This window comes from Amnibacterium setariae, from assembly GCF_003581425.1.
Taxonomy (GTDB): Bacteria; Actinomycetota; Actinomycetes; order Actinomycetales; family Microbacteriaceae; genus Amnibacterium; species Amnibacterium setariae.
In genome coordinates, this window is record NZ_QXTG01000002.1 from 471,933 (window position 1) to 488,751 (window position 16,819).

The 16,819-nt window shown below is 77.2% G+C and carries 13 protein-coding genes; 6 read left to right on the forward strand and 7 right to left on the reverse strand.

The window, feature by feature from the left end:
* The first annotated feature begins 2 nt into the window (after nt 1–2).
* A complete protein-coding gene (locus tag D1781_RS10250; protein ID WP_147392071.1) occupies nt 3–3,074 on the forward strand; it encodes an ATP-binding protein in 3,072 nt (1,023 codons plus the stop codon).
* Here the strand turns inward: D1781_RS10250 and D1781_RS10255 are convergent.
* Together D1781_RS10255 and D1781_RS10260 are read right to left on the reverse strand one after the other, a co-directional pair.
* On the reverse strand, nt 3,071–3,877 hold the full coding sequence (locus D1781_RS10255) for an ABC transporter permease (protein WP_119482210.1): 807 nt from the start codon (nt 3,875–3,877) through the stop codon (nt 3,071–3,073). The genes D1781_RS10250 and D1781_RS10255 overlap by 4 nt on opposite strands.
* Nucleotides 3,874–4,869 carry an ATP-binding cassette domain-containing protein gene (locus D1781_RS10260; protein ID WP_119482211.1) on the reverse strand — a complete coding sequence of 332 codons (996 nt, stop codon included), beginning with the start codon at nt 4,867–4,869 and terminating at the stop codon, nt 3,874–3,876. Before D1781_RS10260 ends, D1781_RS10255 begins: the two co-directional genes overlap by 4 nt.
* 200 nt (nt 4,870–5,069) lie before the next feature.
* Here D1781_RS10260 and D1781_RS10265 point away from each other — a divergent pair, with 200 nt between their 5' ends.
* Together D1781_RS10265 and D1781_RS10270 are read left to right on the forward strand one after the other, a co-directional pair.
* A complete protein-coding gene (locus D1781_RS10265; protein ID WP_119482212.1) occupies nt 5,070–5,795 on the forward strand; it encodes a DUF1524 domain-containing protein in 726 nt (241 codons plus the stop codon).
* Between the two features lie 52 nt (nt 5,796–5,847).
* Nucleotides 5,848–9,330 carry a TM0106 family RecB-like putative nuclease gene (locus D1781_RS10270; protein ID WP_119482213.1) on the forward strand — a complete coding sequence of 1,161 codons (3,483 nt, stop codon included), beginning with the start codon at nt 5,848–5,850 and terminating at the stop codon, nt 9,328–9,330.
* Nucleotides 9,331–9,354: 24 nt separating this feature from the next.
* Here the strand turns inward: D1781_RS10270 and D1781_RS17565 are convergent, their stop codons facing one another.
* Nucleotides 9,355–9,942 carry a helix-turn-helix domain-containing protein gene (locus D1781_RS17565; RefSeq protein WP_158590065.1) on the reverse strand — a complete coding sequence of 196 codons (588 nt, stop codon included), beginning with the start codon at nt 9,940–9,942 and terminating at the stop codon, nt 9,355–9,357.
* Between the two features lie 367 nt (nt 9,943–10,309).
* Here D1781_RS17565 and D1781_RS10280 point away from each other — a divergent pair, with 367 nt between their 5' ends.
* Nucleotides 10,310–11,266, forward strand: coding sequence for a glycoside hydrolase family 25 domain-containing protein (locus D1781_RS10280; RefSeq protein ID WP_158590066.1), 957 nt, complete (start codon nt 10,310–10,312; stop codon nt 11,264–11,266).
* On the opposite strand, the gene D1781_RS10285 is transcribed toward D1781_RS10280, so the two are convergent.
* Nucleotides 11,263–12,078, reverse strand: coding sequence for a dienelactone hydrolase family protein (locus D1781_RS10285; protein WP_119482216.1), 816 nt, complete (start codon nt 12,076–12,078; stop codon nt 11,263–11,265). The two genes, D1781_RS10280 and D1781_RS10285, sit on opposite strands and share 4 nt — an antisense overlap.
* A gap of 31 nt (nt 12,079–12,109) precedes the next feature.
* Between D1781_RS10285 and D1781_RS10290 the strand changes: the two genes are divergently transcribed.
* Nucleotides 12,110–12,763 carry an HAD-IA family hydrolase gene (locus D1781_RS10290; RefSeq protein ID WP_233551257.1) on the forward strand — a complete coding sequence of 218 codons (654 nt, stop codon included), beginning with the start codon at nt 12,110–12,112 and terminating at the stop codon, nt 12,761–12,763.
* Nucleotides 12,764–12,782: 19 nt separating this feature from the next.
* On the opposite strand, the gene D1781_RS10295 is transcribed toward D1781_RS10290, so the two are convergent.
* Nucleotides 12,783–13,265: a MarR family winged helix-turn-helix transcriptional regulator gene (locus D1781_RS10295; RefSeq protein ID WP_119482218.1), complete on the reverse strand. Its 483-nt coding sequence runs from the start codon at nt 13,263–13,265 to the stop codon at nt 12,783–12,785.
* 113 nt (nt 13,266–13,378) lie between these two features.
* A complete protein-coding gene (locus tag D1781_RS10300; protein WP_233551258.1) occupies nt 13,379–14,380 on the reverse strand; it encodes an HNH endonuclease family protein in 1,002 nt (333 codons plus the stop codon).
* Between the two features lie 122 nt (nt 14,381–14,502).
* On the opposite strand from D1781_RS10300, the gene D1781_RS10305 reads away from it, so the two are divergent.
* Nucleotides 14,503–15,279 (forward strand): hypothetical protein, encoded by a 777-nt coding sequence (locus tag D1781_RS10305; protein WP_119482219.1) that lies wholly within the window; start codon nt 14,503–14,505, stop codon nt 15,277–15,279.
* 28 nt (nt 15,280–15,307) lie between these two features.
* Here D1781_RS10305 and D1781_RS10310 read toward each other — a convergent pair whose 3' ends face one another.
* On the reverse strand, nt 15,308–16,813 hold the full coding sequence (locus D1781_RS10310; protein ID WP_119482220.1) for a carboxylesterase/lipase family protein: 1,506 nt from the start codon (nt 16,811–16,813) through the stop codon (nt 15,308–15,310).
* Between the last annotated feature and the right edge of the window lie 6 nt (nt 16,814–16,819).

Below are 16,819 nucleotides of genomic sequence, written 5' to 3' on the forward strand. Positions count from 1 at the left end.
GAGTGACGGATCGGCCGCTGGTTCGGGTGCTCGGGCCCGTCCGGTGCACCGACCGGGCCGGCGGCGACAGCGCGCCCGCCGGCGCCATGCCGCGCCGGCTCCTCGTCGCCCTCGCTCTGGCCGGCCCGGAGGGGCGGAGCGTCACCGGGCTCACCGACGACCTCTGGTCGGAGGAGCCGCCGCGGAACCCGAGGGCCGCGATCCAGATGCTCGTCTCCCGCCTCCGGGCATCCGCGGCGGAGGGCCTCCTCGAGTCCACCCCGACCGGGTACCGGGTCGCCGGGTCGGACCTCGCGCTCGCCGAGGCGGCGGGCGCGGCCGACGCCGAGGCGGCGCTCGCGCTGTGGACCGGCGAGCCCGGCGCGGACCTGGAGCCGGACGCGCTCGCCGACGACCTCGTCGTGCGGGCGGCCCGGGCCCGCTCCCGCCTGCTCCGCCTGGCCGGGCGACGGCTGCTCGACGACGGGCGGGCGGCGGACGCGCTGCCGCTGCTCGAGCGCCTGGTCGAGGCCGCGCCGCTCGACGGCGCCGCGACCGCGCTGCTCATGCGCGCCGCGGCGGACGACGGGCGCGTGGACGCCGCGCTCGCCGCGTTCGCGGCCCACCGCGAGCGCCTCGCCGACGCCCTCGGCGCCGACCCGGAGCCCGACCTCGTCCGGCTGAACGCGGAGCTCCTCCGCGCCCAGGCGGCGCCGGCGACCGGCGAGCTCGTCGGCGTCCGGGCCGCGACCACGCCGCTGCTCGGGCGGGAGGCCGACCTCGCGCGCCTCGAGGCGACCGTGCCGGCCCACCGGCTCACCTCCATCGTCGGCACCGGCGGGCTCGGCAAGACCCGGCTCGCGCACGAGACCGCCCTGCGGCTCGCCGATCGGTACGAGCGCGTCGTGTTCACCGAGCTCGCGGGCGCCCAGGGCGACGGCGACGTCGAGCTCGTGGTCGGCGCCGCGGTCGGTGCGCGCCCGGTCCAGCGCGCCCGCCGCCTGGCCGAGGCGCTGCCGCCCGACCTCCCCACGCGGACGCGGGAGGTGCTCGGCGCCCGGCGGACGCTGCTCGTGCTCGACAACTGCGAGCACGTCGTCGACGCGGCCGCCGCGCTCGCCGCCGACCTGCTCGGCGCGGTGCCGGGGCTCACCGTGCTCACGACCAGCCGCGTGCCGCTCCTGCTGCCCGGCGAGGCCGTCGTCGCGCCGCGGCCCCTCGCCGCCGCGACCGACGCGGCCGCGCTGTTCGTCGAGCGCGCGACGGCCGCGCGGCCCGGGGTGGCGCTCGACCGCGAGCTCGTCGAGCGGATCTGCTCCCGCCTCGACGGGCTCCCGCTCGCGATCGAGCTGGCGGCCGCGCGGCTGCGGTCGATGGCCCTGCCCGAGCTCGACGCCCGGCTCGCCGACCGCTTCGCGGTGCTCGTCGGCGGCGACCGCACCGCGCCCGACCGGCACCGCACGCTGCTCGCGGTGATCGAGTGGAGCCGCCGGCTGCTCTCCCCCGCCGCCGCCGAGGCGCTCGCCGCGCTCGCCGTGTTCCCGGACGGCTTCACCGCGTCGGCGGCCGACGCCGTCCTGCAGACCGACGCCGCCGAGCTGCTCACCGAGCTCGTGGACCAGTCGCTGCTCACCGTCGCCGAGGCGCGGCCGGGCCGCAGCCGGTACCGCATGCTCGAGACCGTCCGCGAGTACGGGCTGCGCGAGCTGCGGGACTCCGGCCGGCTCGCCGACGCCCTCGCGCGCTTCGACGCCTGGGCCCTCCGCTTCGCGCGCGCGACCTCGCCCGGGCTGCTCGCCGGCATCGACCCCCGGGCCGCCGGTGCGGTCGCCGAGGAGGAGGAGACGCTGCTCGCGCTCGTCCGGCGGGACGCGCGCACCGAGGCGGCCGTCGCGGCGCTCGCCCTGCTCGCCGAGTCGTGGCTCTACCGCGGGGAGTTCGAGCCGATCGCCGGCGTGCTCCCCGCCCTGCTCGAGGCCGGTCGGGTGCCGCCGGCATCGCCCGAGGCCGTGTCCGAGACGATCCGGGCCCTCGCCATCGGCACCTCGGTCGCGCTCATCGCGTCGAGCCCCGAGGCGGTGCGCGCGCTCGCGCTGCTCCGCCGCCTGGTGCGGCACGGCGACGCGCCGCCGGGGTTCTGGACGGTGTTCGCGCGCGAGCTCCTGCTGGCCCCCGGCTTCACCGCCGGCGTCGGCGCGCTCGACGCCCTCGCCGCCGACCCCGACCCGCTCGTCGCCGCGTTCGCGCTCACGATGCGCTCGCAGCTCGCCGAGAACGCCGGTCGGCTCGACGCGGCGCTCGTCGACCTGGCCGCGATGGACGCTCTCACGACGCGGCACGGCTACACCTGGCTCCGCTACCTCGGCCGCATCAACATCGCGTCGCTCCGCAGCCAGCGGGGCGAGCACGCCGCCGCGCTCGCGGTGGCGCTCCGCACGCGGCGGGAGATCGAGGAGCTCGGCGTCGAGACCGACGTGCGGCAGCTCGAGTGGCTCGTCGCCGCCTGCCGGCTGTCGATCGGCGAGGTGGACGAGGCCGAGCGCGGCTTCGAGCGGCTCGCCGGGTCCCGCGGCCGGGGCGGCGCGGAGGACGAGGCGGACAACCGCGTGCTCGCCGCCGCGGGGCTCGCGGAGGTCGCGACCGTGCGACGGGACGCGCCCCTCGCGCTCGCCCGCTGGGACGAGGTGCTGGCGATCCAGGCGCGGTCCGGCTCCCCCTGGCGGCTGCTCGCCGCCGGCGGGGCGCTCGCGGCGCAGGTGGAGCTCGGCGTCCCGGCCGCCTCGCTCGCCCGGCCGTACCGGCGGCTCCGCACGCGCCTCATCGCGGTCGCCCGGCTGCAGAACGCGCGGATCGACGCGCCCGTCACGGGCTCCGGGCTCGTCGGCCTCGCGGCGGCGCTGCGTCCCGTCGACGCGGAGGCGGCGCAGGAGCTGCTCCGGCTCGGCGCCGCGCTGGCCGCGCGGCGGGATCTGCCCTCCGTCGCGCGCGTCCTGGCCGGGATCGCGCCCGCCGAGCCGCCCGGGCCGGACGCCGCAGCGCGGGTGATCGCGCTGCTGCGATCACCCGCGGTGCGACGCGGACCGGCGGAGGACTAGGCCTTCCGCATGTAGGCCCGCACGGTGAGCGGCGCGAACACCGCGACGACGACCGCGGCGCCGAGCAGCGAGAGCCAGACGTCGCCGGTCACCTGCTGGTCGTTCACCATCGTCCGCACCGCGGTGATGAGGTGGGAGACGGGGTTGATCTCCGCGAAGACCTTCAGCGGCTCGGGCAGCGTCCCCGTCGGCACGAAGGCGTTCGAGAGGAACGTCAGCGGGAACAGCACGAGGAACGAGATGCCCTGCACGGAGCCCGCGGTGCGGGCCAGCATGCCGAAGAGCGCGAAGATCCAGCTGAGCGACCAGGCGACGACGATGACGAGCAGGCCCGCCGCGACCGTCCAGCCGAGGTGGTCGAACACCTGGTGGTAGCCCATGATGCCGCCGACCACGAAGGTGATCGCGGTCGCGATCGCGTAGCGGACGGTGTCGGCGAGCAGCGCGCCGGCGAGCGGTGCGATGCGGGCGATCGGCAGGGACCGGAACCGGTCGAACACGCCCTTGTCCATGTCCTCCCGCAGCTGCACGCCGGTCGTGACGGAGCCGGTGATGACGGTCTGCACGAGGATGCCGGGGATGAGGGTCGCCAGGTACTTCGTCACGTCGCCGGAGATGGCGCCGCCGAAGATGTAGGCGAACATCACCGTGAAGATGATCGGCTGCAGCGTCACGTCGAACAGCTGCTCGGGCGTCCGGCGGACCTTGAGCAGGCCCCGGTAGGCCATCGTCAGCGACTGGCTCACGATGCGGGTGACGCCGTTGCGCGGCTGCGCAGCGGCGATGGTCGCGACGGCGGTCATGCCATCACCTCGTCCTTCTCGGCCTCGGCGGCCGCGTTCTCGTGGTCGGCCCCGTGGCCGGTGATGGCGAGGAAGACCTCGTCGAGGGTGGGCTTCTGCACGCCGAACTCGGCGAGGCGGATGCCGGAGTCGCGGAGGTCCACGAGCAGATCCGTGACCCGCTCCGGGTCCTGCAGCGGGACGGTGAGCCAGGCGCGCTCGGCGCTCGCGACGGGCTGCACGCCGACGCGGGCGCGGATCCGCGCCTCCGCGACCGCGAGGTCGTGCGGGTCGACGAGCCGCAGCTGCAGGGAGGCGGTGCCGACGGACGCCTTGAGGTCGTCCGAGGTGCCCTCCGCGACCACCCGGCCGCGGTCGATGACCGCGATCCGGTCGGCCAGCTGGTCGGCCTCGTCGAGGTACTGCGTGGTGAGCAGCACCGTCGAGCCGGTCGTGACGAGCTCGCGGATCGTGTCCCACATCTGCGCGCGGGTGCGCGGGTCGAGGCCCGTCGTCGGCTCGTCGAGGAAGATCAGCGGCGGCTGGGCGATCAGGCTCGCCGCGAGGTCGAGGCGCCGCCGCATGCCGCCCGAGAACTTCTTGAGCGGGCGCTTCGCCGCCTCCGTCAGGGAGAACCGCTCGAGCAGGTCGGCGGCCTTCGCCCGCGCCTGCCGGCCGGGAAGGCCGAGCAGCCGGCCAAAGACGACGAGGTTCTCGGTCGCCGAGAGCGTCTCGTCGACGGACGCGTACTGCCCGGTGACGCCGATGAGGGCGCGCACCGCGGCCGCCTCCTTCACGACGTCGCGGCCGAGGACGCGGGCGCTGCCGCCGTCGGGCTTCAGCAGGGTGGCGAGCATGGAGATGGTGGTGGTCTTGCCGGCGCCGTTCGGCCCGAGCACGCCGTAGACGCTGCCCTGCCGCACGACGAGGTCGACCCCGTCGACTGCGCGGTTGTCGCCGAAGACCTTGACGAGGCCCTCGGCCTCGATGGCGGGCACTGCGGATGAGTTCATGCCGAGGACGATGCCGACAGTCGCTCACACGGTGCTCACGCGCCGCTCACACGCCCCGCCGCCTCCTGTCAGCGCTGAGCTCGCGGATCCGGAGATCCTCCGCGGATCCGGACTTCTTCGACGACACGCCGGCGCCGGCCCCCTGCCGACGGGGTGTCGCGCAGGAACTCCGGATCCGGGAACCCGGGCACACTGTCGAGGTGATCCGCGTCCTGCCCGTGCTGCTGCTCGGCGCGCTGCTGCTCGCCGGCTGCGGCGCGGAGCCGGGCGAGCCCGTCGGTACCGCGCAGCCCTCGGAGCGCTCCAGCGGGTCCACGGTCTTCGCCCCAGCGGGCATCGCCGACGCGGCGACGCTGCTGGCGGCGCTCCGCACGGCGCCGGAGGACCGCTCGCAGCGGTACGACCGCGCCGCCTTCGGCTACGGCGACGGGCCGTTCGACCCGGACGGCGACGGCTGCTGGACCCGGCGGGAGGTGCTGGTCCGCGACGCCGTCGGCCCGCTCCGGGTCGGCCGCGGCTGCCGGCTCACCGGCACGTGGCGGTCCGTGTACGACGGCCGGACCACGACGGACCCGGACGCGTTCTCGCTCGACCACCTCGTCCCGCTCGCGGAGGCGTGGCGGTCGGGCGCGGACCGCTGGTCCCGCGACCGCCTCGTCGCCTACGGCAACGACGTCGGCTACCGCTGGAGCCTCGTCGCGATCACCGCCTCGGTGAACGAGGACAAGGGCGACCGGGACCCGGCGACGTGGCTGCCGCCGCAGGGCCGCTGCACCTACGCCGGGGCGTGGGTCGCGGTGAAGACGCGGTGGCGGCTCGCGGTCGACCCGCGGGAGCGCGCCGCGCTCACCGCCCTCCTGCGGCGGTGCGGGCCCGTCCGGGTCGCCGCGCCCGGCGCGCCGGACCTCGCAGCCCTCCTGCCCTGATCGCGGGCCCCTGATGGCGGGCGGCGTCGGAGGCCGCCCCTACCCTCGCCGCATGTTCATCTCGGAGGGCGCGGTCGTGCTGTCCGCCTCCGACCTCACGGCGGCGACCACGTGCGAGTGGGCCGTGCTGCGTCGCCTCGACGCGAAGCTCGGGCGGGTCGACGCCGTGCCGGAGCCGGAGGACGCGATGAACCGCCGCGCCGCCGCGCTCGGCGACCGGCACGAGGCCCGGCAGCTCGCCGCGTACCAGCAGGAGCTCGGCGCCGGCGTGGTCGTCATCGACCGCCCCGACACCCGCGACCCGGACGCGCTGCGCGCGGCGCAGGAGCGCACGCTCGCCGCGATGCGCGACGGCGCCGGGGTCGTGTTCCAGGCGACGCTCTTCGACGGGCGCTTCCTCGGCTTCGCGGACTTCCTCGTCCGCAGCGGCGACGAGTGGGAGGTGGTCGACACCAAGCTCGCCCGGCGCGCGAAGGTGACGGCGCTGCTGCAGGTCGCGGCCTACGCGACGGCGCTCCGGGCCCTCGGGGTCGCGGTCGGCGAGCGGGTGCACCTGCTGCTCGGCGACGGCACGACCTCCACGCACCGCCTCGCCGACGTCGTCCCCGTCCACGCCGAGCGGATGGCGCGCCTCCGCGGCCTCGTCGAGGAGCGCGTGGCCGCCGCCGGCCCGATCGCCTGGGGCGCCGAGGGCGTCGCCGCCTGCGGCCGCTGCGCCGAGTGCACGGCGCAGGTGGAGGCGACCCGCGACGTGCTGCTCGTCGGGCGGCTGACCGTGCGGCAGCGCGACCGGCTGCGAGCCGTCGGCGTCCGCACCATCGACGAGCTGGCGGCGAGCAGCGGGCCGGTCGAGGGCATCGGCGCGGCGCCCCTGCAGCGGCTCCGGCTGCAGGCGGAGCTGCAGCTCGCCGCCGAGCGGCGCGGCGGCGCCGGGGTCGAGGCCCAGGTGATCGACGCGGAAGGGCTGGCCGCGCTGCCCGAGCCCGACCCGGGCGACGTGTTCTTCGACTTCGAGGGCGACCCGCTCTGGTCGGCCGACGGCCGCACGTGGGGGCTGGAGTACCTGTTCGGCGTCGTCGAGCTCGACGACGCGGGGCGCGAGCGCTACCGGCCGTTCTGGGCGCACGACCGCGAGCAGGAGAAGCAGGCCCTCCTCGACTTCCTCGCCTACCTGCAGGAGCGCCGGCGCGCCCACCCGGGCCTGCACGTCTACCACTACGCCGACTACGAGCGCAGCCATCTGCAGCAGCTCTGCGCCCGGCACGGCGTCGGCGAGGCGGTGCTCGACGAGCTGCTCCGCGAGCACGTGCTCGTCGACCTCTACCCGGTCGTCCTCCGCTCGCTGCGCATCTCGGAGCGGTCCTACGGGCTGAAGCGCCTGGAGCCGCTGTACATGGGCGACCGGCTGCGCGAGAGCGACGTGACGAACGGCGCCGACTCCGTCACGGCCTACGTCACCTGGGGCGGTCTCGTCGAGCAGGGGCGCACCGCGGAGGCGGAGGCGCTGCTGGCCGAGATCGCCGACTACAACGCCTACGACTGCGCGTCGACGCGCGGGCTGCGCGACTGGCTCCTCGGGCTCGCGGACGACCGGGGCGTCGGGCGCCGGCCGCCGCTGCCCGGCGACCCGGAGGCGGACGCCGGGCTCGTCCGGCGCGAGGTCGCGGCGACCGCGGCGCTGCTCGCGCACGTCGCCGACGTGCCGCGCGACGACCGCACGCCGGCGCAGACGGCCCTCGCGCTGGCCGCCGCCGCGATCGAGTACCACCGCCGGGAGGACAAGGCCTTCTGGTGGGAGCACTACGACCGCGAGATCGCGGCCGTCGACGACTGGGCGGACCAGAAGGACGTCCTCGTCGTCGACGACGCCGAGGTGCTGACGGACTGGCACCGCGAGGGCGGGCAGCGCACCGACCGGCGCCTGCTCCGCCTCGTCGGGCAGCTCGCCGCGGGCAGCGGCCTCCGGCGCGGGTCGCGGACCTACGTCATGTACGACGGCCCCGGACCGGAGGGCTGCGACCCGGTGCCCGCCGGTCAGCGCGGCGAGCACGAGCACGGCGAGGTCCGCGACGTCGAGACGCTGCCCGACGGCCGCACCGCGGTCGTCGTCGAGGAGCGGGTGCCGTCCGAGGGCTGCGCGACGTGGAGCGCGCTCCCGTTCGCCCTCACCCCGGGGCGGCCGCTCGCGACGCCGACCCAGCGCTCCGCGATCCTCGAGTGGGGCGAGCGGCTCGCGCTCGGCCCCGATCGCCGCGACGCGGTGCTCGACCTGCTCCGCCGCGAGCCGCCGCACCTGCTGCCCGGCGGCGCGCTCGAGTCCCCGGCCGCGCCGACCGCGGACGCGGTCGTGCGCGACCTGCTGCGGCTCGACGGGTCGTACCTCGCGGTCCAGGGCCCGCCGGGCACCGGCAAGACCCGGCTCGGGGCCGAGGTGATCACCGCCCTCGTCCGCGACCACGGCTGGCGGGTCGGCGTCGTCGCGCAGTCCCACGCCGTCGTCGAGAACCTGCTCGACCGCGTCGTGGCGGCGGGCCTCGACGCGCAGCTCGTGAAGAAGAAGGTCTCGTCGGCGGGCACCGTCGGCGCCTGGACGCGGTTCCAGCCGGAGACGACCGCGGCCGTCCTGCTGTTCGTGATGCAGCGGCGCGGCCGGGGCGGCGTGCTCGGCGGCACGGCGTGGACCTTCAGCAACGCGCGGCAGGTGCCGCGGCAGGAGCTCGACCTGCTCGTGCTCGACGAGGCCGGGCAGTTCTCGATCGCGAACACGATCGCGGTCGGCGTCGCCGCCCGGAACCTCCTCCTGCTCGGCGACCCGCAGCAGCTGCCGCAGGTGAGCCAGGGCCTCCACCCCGAGCCGGTCGACGCGTCCGCGCTCGGCTGGCTCGCGCAGGACCACGACGTGCTCCCCGCCGAGTTCGGCGTCTTCCTGCCCGAGACGTGGCGGATGCACCCCGACCTGACCGCCGCGGTGTCCGACCTGTCCTACGAGGGCCGGCTCGCCGCCCGGCTGCCCGAGACCGCCGCCCGGCGGCTCACGGGCCTCCGGCCCGGCCTGCACGCGGTCCCCGTCGAGCACGCCGGCGACACCGTGGAGTCGGCCGCGGAGGCCGACGTCGTCGTGCGGCTCGTGCGCGACGCGGTGGGGCGCGCCTGGACCGACCCCGCCCGCGACCGGTTCGACGACCCCCTCGACCAGGACGACGTGATCGTCGTCGCGCCGTTCAACGCGCAGGTCGGGCGGATCCGCGCCGCGCTCGACGACGCCGGCCTGCGGCGGGTGCGGGTCGGCACGGTCGACCGCTTCCAGGGTCAGGAGGCGGTCGTCGCGGTCGTCTCCCTCACGGCCTCGTCCCCGGCGGACGTGCCGCGCGGGATCGGCTTCGTGCTCTCCCGGAACCGGATCAACGTCGCGATCTCGCGGGCTCAATGGGCGGCGCACCTCGTCCACTCCCCCGCGCTCGCGGACGCGCTGCCGCACGACGCGGTCGGCGTCGCCGACCTGAGCGGCTTCCTGCGCCTGCTCGGGCGCGCCTGACCGCGCTCGCCGGAAGCGCGCGGGTCAGCCGCGACAGGCGTCGGTGCAGACGAGCAGGAAGCGCGCCGGTCCGGCGTCGGACGCCCGCATCGCGTGCGGCACGTCGGTGCGGACGGCGTGCGACCGGCCCGCGCGGACGCGCACGTCGGGCCCGTCGAGGATCGAGCAGACCACCTCGCCCTCCATGACGACGAGCAGCTCCTCGCCCGGGTGGCGGGAGAAGCCGCCGTCGCTCTCGCCCGCGGCGAGGTCGAAGAGGTAGGTCTGCGTCGGGTTGCCGGGGCCGCCGCCGATCACCTGCACGACCGGCGCACCGGGTGCGTCCGAGAGCGGCAGGAGCACCTCGGCCCGCGGGCGGAGGTCGGCGCCGGGGAGGAGGTCGCCCGCTGCGACCGGCAGGGCGCCGGCGAGCCGGTACAGCAGCTCGACGGTCGGCAGCCGGGAGCCGTCCTCGATCCCCGCGACGACGTGCGGCGCGACCCCGACGCGGAGCGCGAAGTCGGTGACGGACCACTCGCGCTCGACACGGAGCGACCGCACCTGCGCGCCGATGCGCGCCGTGGTGATCTCGCGCTCGGTGAGCACCGCGCGCAGCCCTGCCCTGGAATTCATGGTCGGAATGCAATCCTGGATCCGCATCGCGGAGAATCCCCAGTGGGGAGGCCGCGAGAAGTGCACGGTCGATCGAATTCCCCGCGGAATCGTGCATCCGGCGCCGATCTCCGCTCCCGCGCGCCGATCCCGCTCGGTTCCCGAGGCTCCGCGCCGCCGACGGCGAGGGCGAACGGCTCGTCCGCCCGGGGAATCGAGGGCTGCGCCTCGAGCGGAATTCGGCGGCCTCTGCCCCCGGAAACCGGGGTCGACGCCGCACCCGGGCGCCGGCCCGCGCGCGAATTCCGACCGTCGCGTCCGCGGGCGGCTCGACGACACCCGACGACGGAAGCCGTCGGGGCATCCGCCGTGCCGCATGATCCTTCGGGTGCGGCGGCGGATGAAGGTGCGGGTGCTGCTCGTCGGCACCATCACCGCGCTCGCGGCCGTCGTCGGCGTGCAGCTGGCGATCGCGCTCCCGGGCGCGGAGCAGCCGGCGCCGTCCACGACGCCCGTCGACTGGTCGACCGTGCGGCCCGGTGCGGACGCCTCCTGGCCGGCCTGCACCCCGCCGCACGGCGCCACCCGCACGACGCCCCTCGCGGAGCGCCCCGCCTTCGTGGTGGTGGGCGTGAACGACGGCCTGCCCGGCACCGTCAGCGCCTGCATCGCGCGGGAGCTGCGGTGGGCGGGCACCACGACCGGCGGCTCGTCGCAGCCCCGGCTGGCCTACTACGTGATGGCGGCCGACCCGTGGACCGCCGCCGAACGGAAGTGGGTCCCGCACCCCGACTGGCCGAGCTCGAACCGGGTGCGCGGCACGCTCGTGCGGGTGCCCGCCGCGTTCGCGGGCGACGCGCACGGCACGACCTGCGCGGGCGGCCGCACGGAGCGCGCCTGCGCCTACGTCTACGGCTGGGCGATGGCGCAGCACGCGGCCGCGATCCCGGGGCTGCGCAGCCCGTCGACGCACCGGTTCTGGATCGACGTCGAGGCCGAGCGGACCTGGAACCGCGACCAGCGCTTCAACCAGGCGGTGGTGGAGGGCATGGTCGCCGCCTTCACGGCGCCGCGCGACCGGGGCGGCATCGGGACGACGACCGGCGTCTACTCGGACCACGCGGAGTGGGCGCGGATCATCGGCCGGCTGCGCACCGGCAGCCCCCTCGACCGGCTCGACCAGTGGATCGCGATCGGGCCGGCGTCGAAGGCGGAGGCGGTCGACGCGCTGCTGCACGACTGGCCGCTCACCGCGAACGGCCGCATCCGGATGGTGCAGTGGGTGGACGGGCGGATCGACCGGGACATCGCCCTGCCCGCCGCGCGCGACGGGGCGGACCGCTAGGTCGCGGCCGGAGCGAGCCGCTCGCGCAGGAAGGCGACGACCCGTTCGCGGGCCTCGAGCGCCGGATGTCCGGGCCGCTCCCGCACCTCGTTCGTCAGCACCGAGTGCGCCGACCGGGCGAAGCCGCCCGGGTTGCCGGGCGAGGAGTCGAGCTCGAGCACTTCGAAGGCGTCGCCGAGGCGGGCGCGGAGGGTCGCGAACCGGGCGTGCGGCACGCCGGCGTCCTCCGAGAACCGCAGCCCGAGCGCGCACACCTCGCCGCGCGCGGCGCGCTCGGCGACCACGTCGAGGTCGGCGGTGGACAGCCCGGCGTTCGCGGCCCGGCGCCGGCCGACCGGGAACGGCGCCGCGGGCTGGCTCAGCACGGACGCGAGCACCGCCCCCTCGACGGCGGCGGCCAGCGCGAAGCCGCCGGTGAAGCACATCCCGATCACGCCGACGCCCGGTCCGGGGGTGCGCGCGTCGAGGTCGACCGCGAGCCGGCGGAGCCAGTCGGTGAAGGGGCGCCGCACCTCCGTCGCGAAGGCGCGGAACTCGCGGGAGACGCAGAGGCGCGGCAGCACCTCGAGCACGGCACCGGCGGTCGGCGGTCGGCCCGGCGTGCCGAACGGTGACGGCACGGCGACCGTGAACCCCGCGTCGACGAGGTGGTCCGCGAGGCCGAGCACCTGCGGCGTGAGTCCCGGGATCTCCGGCACGAGCACGACGCCGGGCCCCTCGCCGCGGCGGTGCACGTCGTGCGTCACGCCGCCGGCGGTGAAGGGCGCCGCGGGCCAGCGGTCGAGGTCGCCGGTCGGAGCGCGGTCCGTCATGGGCCGAGTCTGCTCCCCTACGGTTGAGCCCGTGCCGGTGGAGTTCGTGGTCCGCGCCGTCCTGTTCGACATGGACGGGACCCTGATCGACTCGACGCCGGCCGTCGACCGGGCCTGGGCGACGTGGGAGGAGCGCTGGGGCGTGCGCCTCGGCGTCCGCGCCTCCGCGCTCGGCCGGCCGGCGCGCGACATCGTCGCCGAGCGCGTGCCCGCGGCGGACGCGGAGGCGGCGTTCCGCGACATCGAGCGCCTCGAGGTGGCGGACACCGAGGGCATCGAGGTGCTGCCCGGGGTCCGCGACCTGCTCGCCGCCCTCCCGGCGGACCGGTGGGCCGTCGCGACCTCGTGCAGCGCGCCGCTCGCCGCCGCCCGCCTCGCCGCGACCGCGATCGAGCCGCCCGTGCTCGTCACCGCCTCCGACACGGCGCTCGGCAAGCCGAACCCCGACCCCTACGTCGAGGCGGCCCGCCGGCTCGGCGTCCCCGCCTCGGAGTGCCTCGTGGTGGAGGACGCGGTCGCGGGCGTCACGGCGGGCCGCGCGGCCGGGTGCGCGACGCTCGGCGTCCTCGGCTCGGTGCCGGGCGACGCGCTCGGCGCGGACGCGGTCGCCCACGACCTCGCGGCGGTGTCCGTGCGGGTCGAGGGCGCCCTGCTGCGGGTGACGGTCGCGCCCCGTCCCGCCTGACGCCCGGTCGGACGCCGGCTCAGGACGGGGAGGACCCCGACCGGAAGATCTCGCGCACCTGGTCGAGCAGCTCGATCATGCGCGCCTCCTCCCCCGGCTGGATGCTGTGGAGCAGGGTCTCGAGGTCCGCGCGGACGCCCCCGACGATCGCCTCGAGGCGCTCGGTCGCCGAGTCGGTGAGGGCGATCCGGCGGACGCGGGCGTCGGACGGGTGCGCCACGCGGTGCACGAGCCCGGCGCCGGTGAGGCGGTGCACGATCTCGGTGGCGCTGCCGGAGCTGACGCCGAACCGGGCGGCGATGTCGCCGACGCGGACGTCGCTGCCGCGGCGCTGCTCCCGGTCGAGGAACTGCAGCACGGCGAAGTCGGTGTTGTTGACGCCGAGCACGACGCGCACGCGCTGGTCGAGCGCCTTCTCGGCGTCCTCGACCGCGTCGACGGCGGCCACGAGGGCGTGCGCGGAACCGCTGACCGCCCGGTGCGGCGGGTGCTCGTCCTGCATGGCGCCCCCTGGCGCTCCGCGTCGGACGCGTCCGTCCCCGGTCGGGACGGCTCCGATCACGAGTCGACGCGGGCGACGCTACTCCACCGCGCGATGCGGCGCAGCAGGAGGCGTCAGGCCGCGCGCCAGCGGGTCCGCGCGTCCGCCGCGGTCGAGCGGCAGAGCATCGCGGTGCCCGCCGCGGTCCTGCCGGTCGCGCCGCGGGGCGAGCACAGCGCGCCCGGGTGCACGGCCGCCGCGGGCGTCGTGCCCGGCGACGTCCCGGCGGCCCCGGCGGGCAGCCGCTGCCCGGGGCACCGGTCGAGCACGCGCGCGATCGCGGCGCGCTCGGCCCTCGTGACCCAGAGCCCGTAGGCGCGCTTGACCGCCACCTGGTGCGCGACGTACGTGCAGCGGAACGCCTTCCGGGGCGGCAGCCAGGTCGCGGCGTCGCCGTCGCTCTTGCGGGTGTTCGTCGGGCCGTCCACCGCGAAGAGGTTGACGGGGTCGTTCGCGAGCGCGACGCGCTGGGCGCGGGTCAGCCGCTGCGCGCCGGTGCGCCACGCGTCGGCGAGCGGGACCACGTGGTCGATCTGCACGGCCTCGCTCGTGCCCTGGCCGCGGACGAACCGGATCACCTTCCCCGTGTACGGGTCGTGGAGCACCCCGCGACGGACCCTGCAGCCCGCGGGCGCCGGGTGCTCGAGGTCGCGCCGGAGCACGTCGTCGCGGGTGTCGCAGCCGTTCCGGTCGACGTCGAGCCAGGCCTTCCCGAACTCGGCGGTCCGCCGGTAGCCGGTCATCGGCGCCCGGCCCTTCACCGGCAGCTCGTCGAGCGCGGCGACGGCGAGCGGTGCGACCGCCTTCGACGGCTCGACCGCGGGCGAGGCCGACCCGCGCGCGGCGGGCGCGGAGACGGCGGCGGCGGCGTCGCGGGCGATCGCGGAGGCGTCGACGACGGCCGGGGCGCCGAAGGCCGCGCCGCCGAGGAAGAGGCCGGCGCCGCCGAGCGCGAGCACCGTGATGCCGCCGCGACGCACCCGGCGGCCGGCGCCCCGCATCAGCAGTGCGAGGCTCCAGAGCACGGCCACGAGGCCGACGACGGCGACGAGCGCGGCGATCCATCCGGTCAGCACCGGAGGACGTTAGGAAGCGGCAGGGCGGTGCACCGCGCGCCACGCCGGGCGTGCACGGAGCACCGATTCCCTCGAAGCGGGGGGCGCGCGGGCCCGGAGGGCTCCGCCAGGGTTGCCGGGTCATGACGCAGACGACCGAGGCCGCCGTGCACGCCGCCGCTCCCGGCGCGGGCCGGGTCTGGGACCTCGCGGACACCTCGGCCGGTCGCGCCGTGCGGCGCCGCGGCTGGGACCACGGCGGCCCGCTCGCCGCGACGCTCGGCCTCGTCGCGCTGGGCGGCGCGTTCGCGCCGGACATCGCGGTCGAGACGCGGTGGACGGTCGTGGGCGCCGCGGGCCTCGTCGCGCTGCTCGTCGCCGGCTCGGCGGTCCGCCGCCGCCAGGCGCTGCTCTCCCTGCTCCTCGCCTTCGCCGGCCTGGTGACGCCGCTCGCCGCGGGTGCGGTCGCGACCGCCGCGACGCTGGCGCAGCCCCCGGTCGTGACGAGCACCGTGGTGCCGGACCGCGCGCTGCCGACCGCACCGCAGGCCCTCGTCGCCTCGGACGCCTTCGCCGAGCGGCCGGCCGACGAGCAGGAGGCGGCGCGGGAGTTCGCGACCGCCCTCGTCCTGCGGCTGCGCACCGTCCACGGCGCCTTCGGCCCCTACCCGGCGGCGCTCCGGCTCTCGAACGGCTCGGTCGTGGAGGCCGCCGGCGCGATGCAGGGCACGAGCCTCGGCGCGGTGCCGCGGAACGCCCGGCTCGAGTACCGCGTGACGCGCAGCGGCGGCGCCTTCGCGGTCAGCGTCGTCGCCGGCGGCGCGGGCAGCGCGGGCAGCGCGGGCAGCGCGGCCGGCACCGGCGCCGGCGTCGCGTCCGTCACCGCGACGAGCGCCCTGGTCGTCGCGGGCGACGACTGATCCTGCTCACACGCGGCTCGGCAGCGGCTCACCCGTAGGGGTGCCAGGCCCGCCAGGCCGCCCGCACCCGCTCCCGCGGGTCCTGCTCGAGTCGGTCGTGGCGGTCGAACACCCACGTCGCCCTGGTCGCCTCGTCGAAGCGGGGCCACCAGGCCGGTGCCGCGCCCGTGCGCGCGAAATCGAGCCAGGCGCCGGACATCCGGCCGGTCAGCGCGCGGGCGGCGCGGTCGCCGCCCAGCAGGGTCGCCAGGCGCCGGGTGGGCCCGCCCCGACGCGCCAGGACGTGGTCGAGCTCCGACCCGTGCGCCGCGCCGAGGCCGACGGCGCGCATCGCCGGCGGCGCGAAGTCGAAGCGGTACATCCATGTCGGGGCGACGGCCGCGTGCCCGGCGGCCGCCTCCACCGCCGGGTTCCAGAACATGAGGTCGGTCACGAACCGCTCGAGGGCGCGCGCGCCGCGGCCCCCGCCGTACTCGGCGAGCAGCCCCGCCTTCGCGTCGGGGACGGTGGCGTCGAAGAGGCGGTCCATCCGCCCCGGCGTGGCGCGCAGGCCCCGCATGCGCTGGAAGAGCGTGCCCTCGTCCGCGTTGGTGCCGACGACGAGGGGCACGGGCAGGCCCTCCCCGCGCCGCAGGACGTCGAGCGGGTAGTCGGGCACCAGGTCGCCGTCGACGACGGGCCCGAGCACGCGGGCGGCGGGCAGGCGGTCCGACACGGCGAGGTCGAGCCGGTTCGTCGCGGCGACGAGGTCGTCCGGGTCGATCGTGCGGAGCGCGGCCGCGCCGCCCGGCAGCGCCTCGACGAGCTCCGCCGCCCAGCCGGCCGAGCGCTCGCTGCCGTGGATCGACCCGATGGCGGGGCTCTCGGCGATCGCGCGGGCGAACAGGCCTCGCGCGGCGGGGACCGCGAGGAGGGTCAGCACGCTGGTCCCGCCCGCCGACTCGCCGAAGAGGGTCACGTCGTCCGGATCACCGCCGAACGCGGCGATGTTGTCCCGCACCCACTCGAGCGCGGCCAGCTGGTCCCGCAGCCCCACGTTCGTCTCGATCGGCTCGTCCGGCGTGCCGTAGGCGGAGAGGTCGAGCCAGCCGAGCGCCCCGACCCGGTAGTTGAACCCGACGAAGACGACGTCGCCCGCCGCCGCGAGCGTCTCGCCGCGGTACGCCCCGGCCGTGGCGCCGCCGATGCCGAAGGCGCCGCCGTAGACGAACACCATGACCGGCTTGCGCGGCGCCCCGCCGGTCCGGCGCGCGACGGTCAGCGTGAGCGAGTCCTCCGCCATGGGCGTGCGCAGGCCCGCTCCCGTCAGGGTCGAGCTGCGCGGCTGCGGCGGCAGGGGCCCGTCCGTGGTCGCGTCGCGGACGCCGGGCCAGGGCACCGGCGGCCGGGGCGCCCGGAAGCGGAGGCGGCCGACCGGTGGCGCCGCGTACGGCACGCCGCGCCAGACCGTCAGGCCGGCCTCCCGGCCGCCGCGCACGCGACCCGCGGTCGTCGCGACCACCGTCGGCACCGCGTCCGCGTCCGCATCCCGCACCCGACC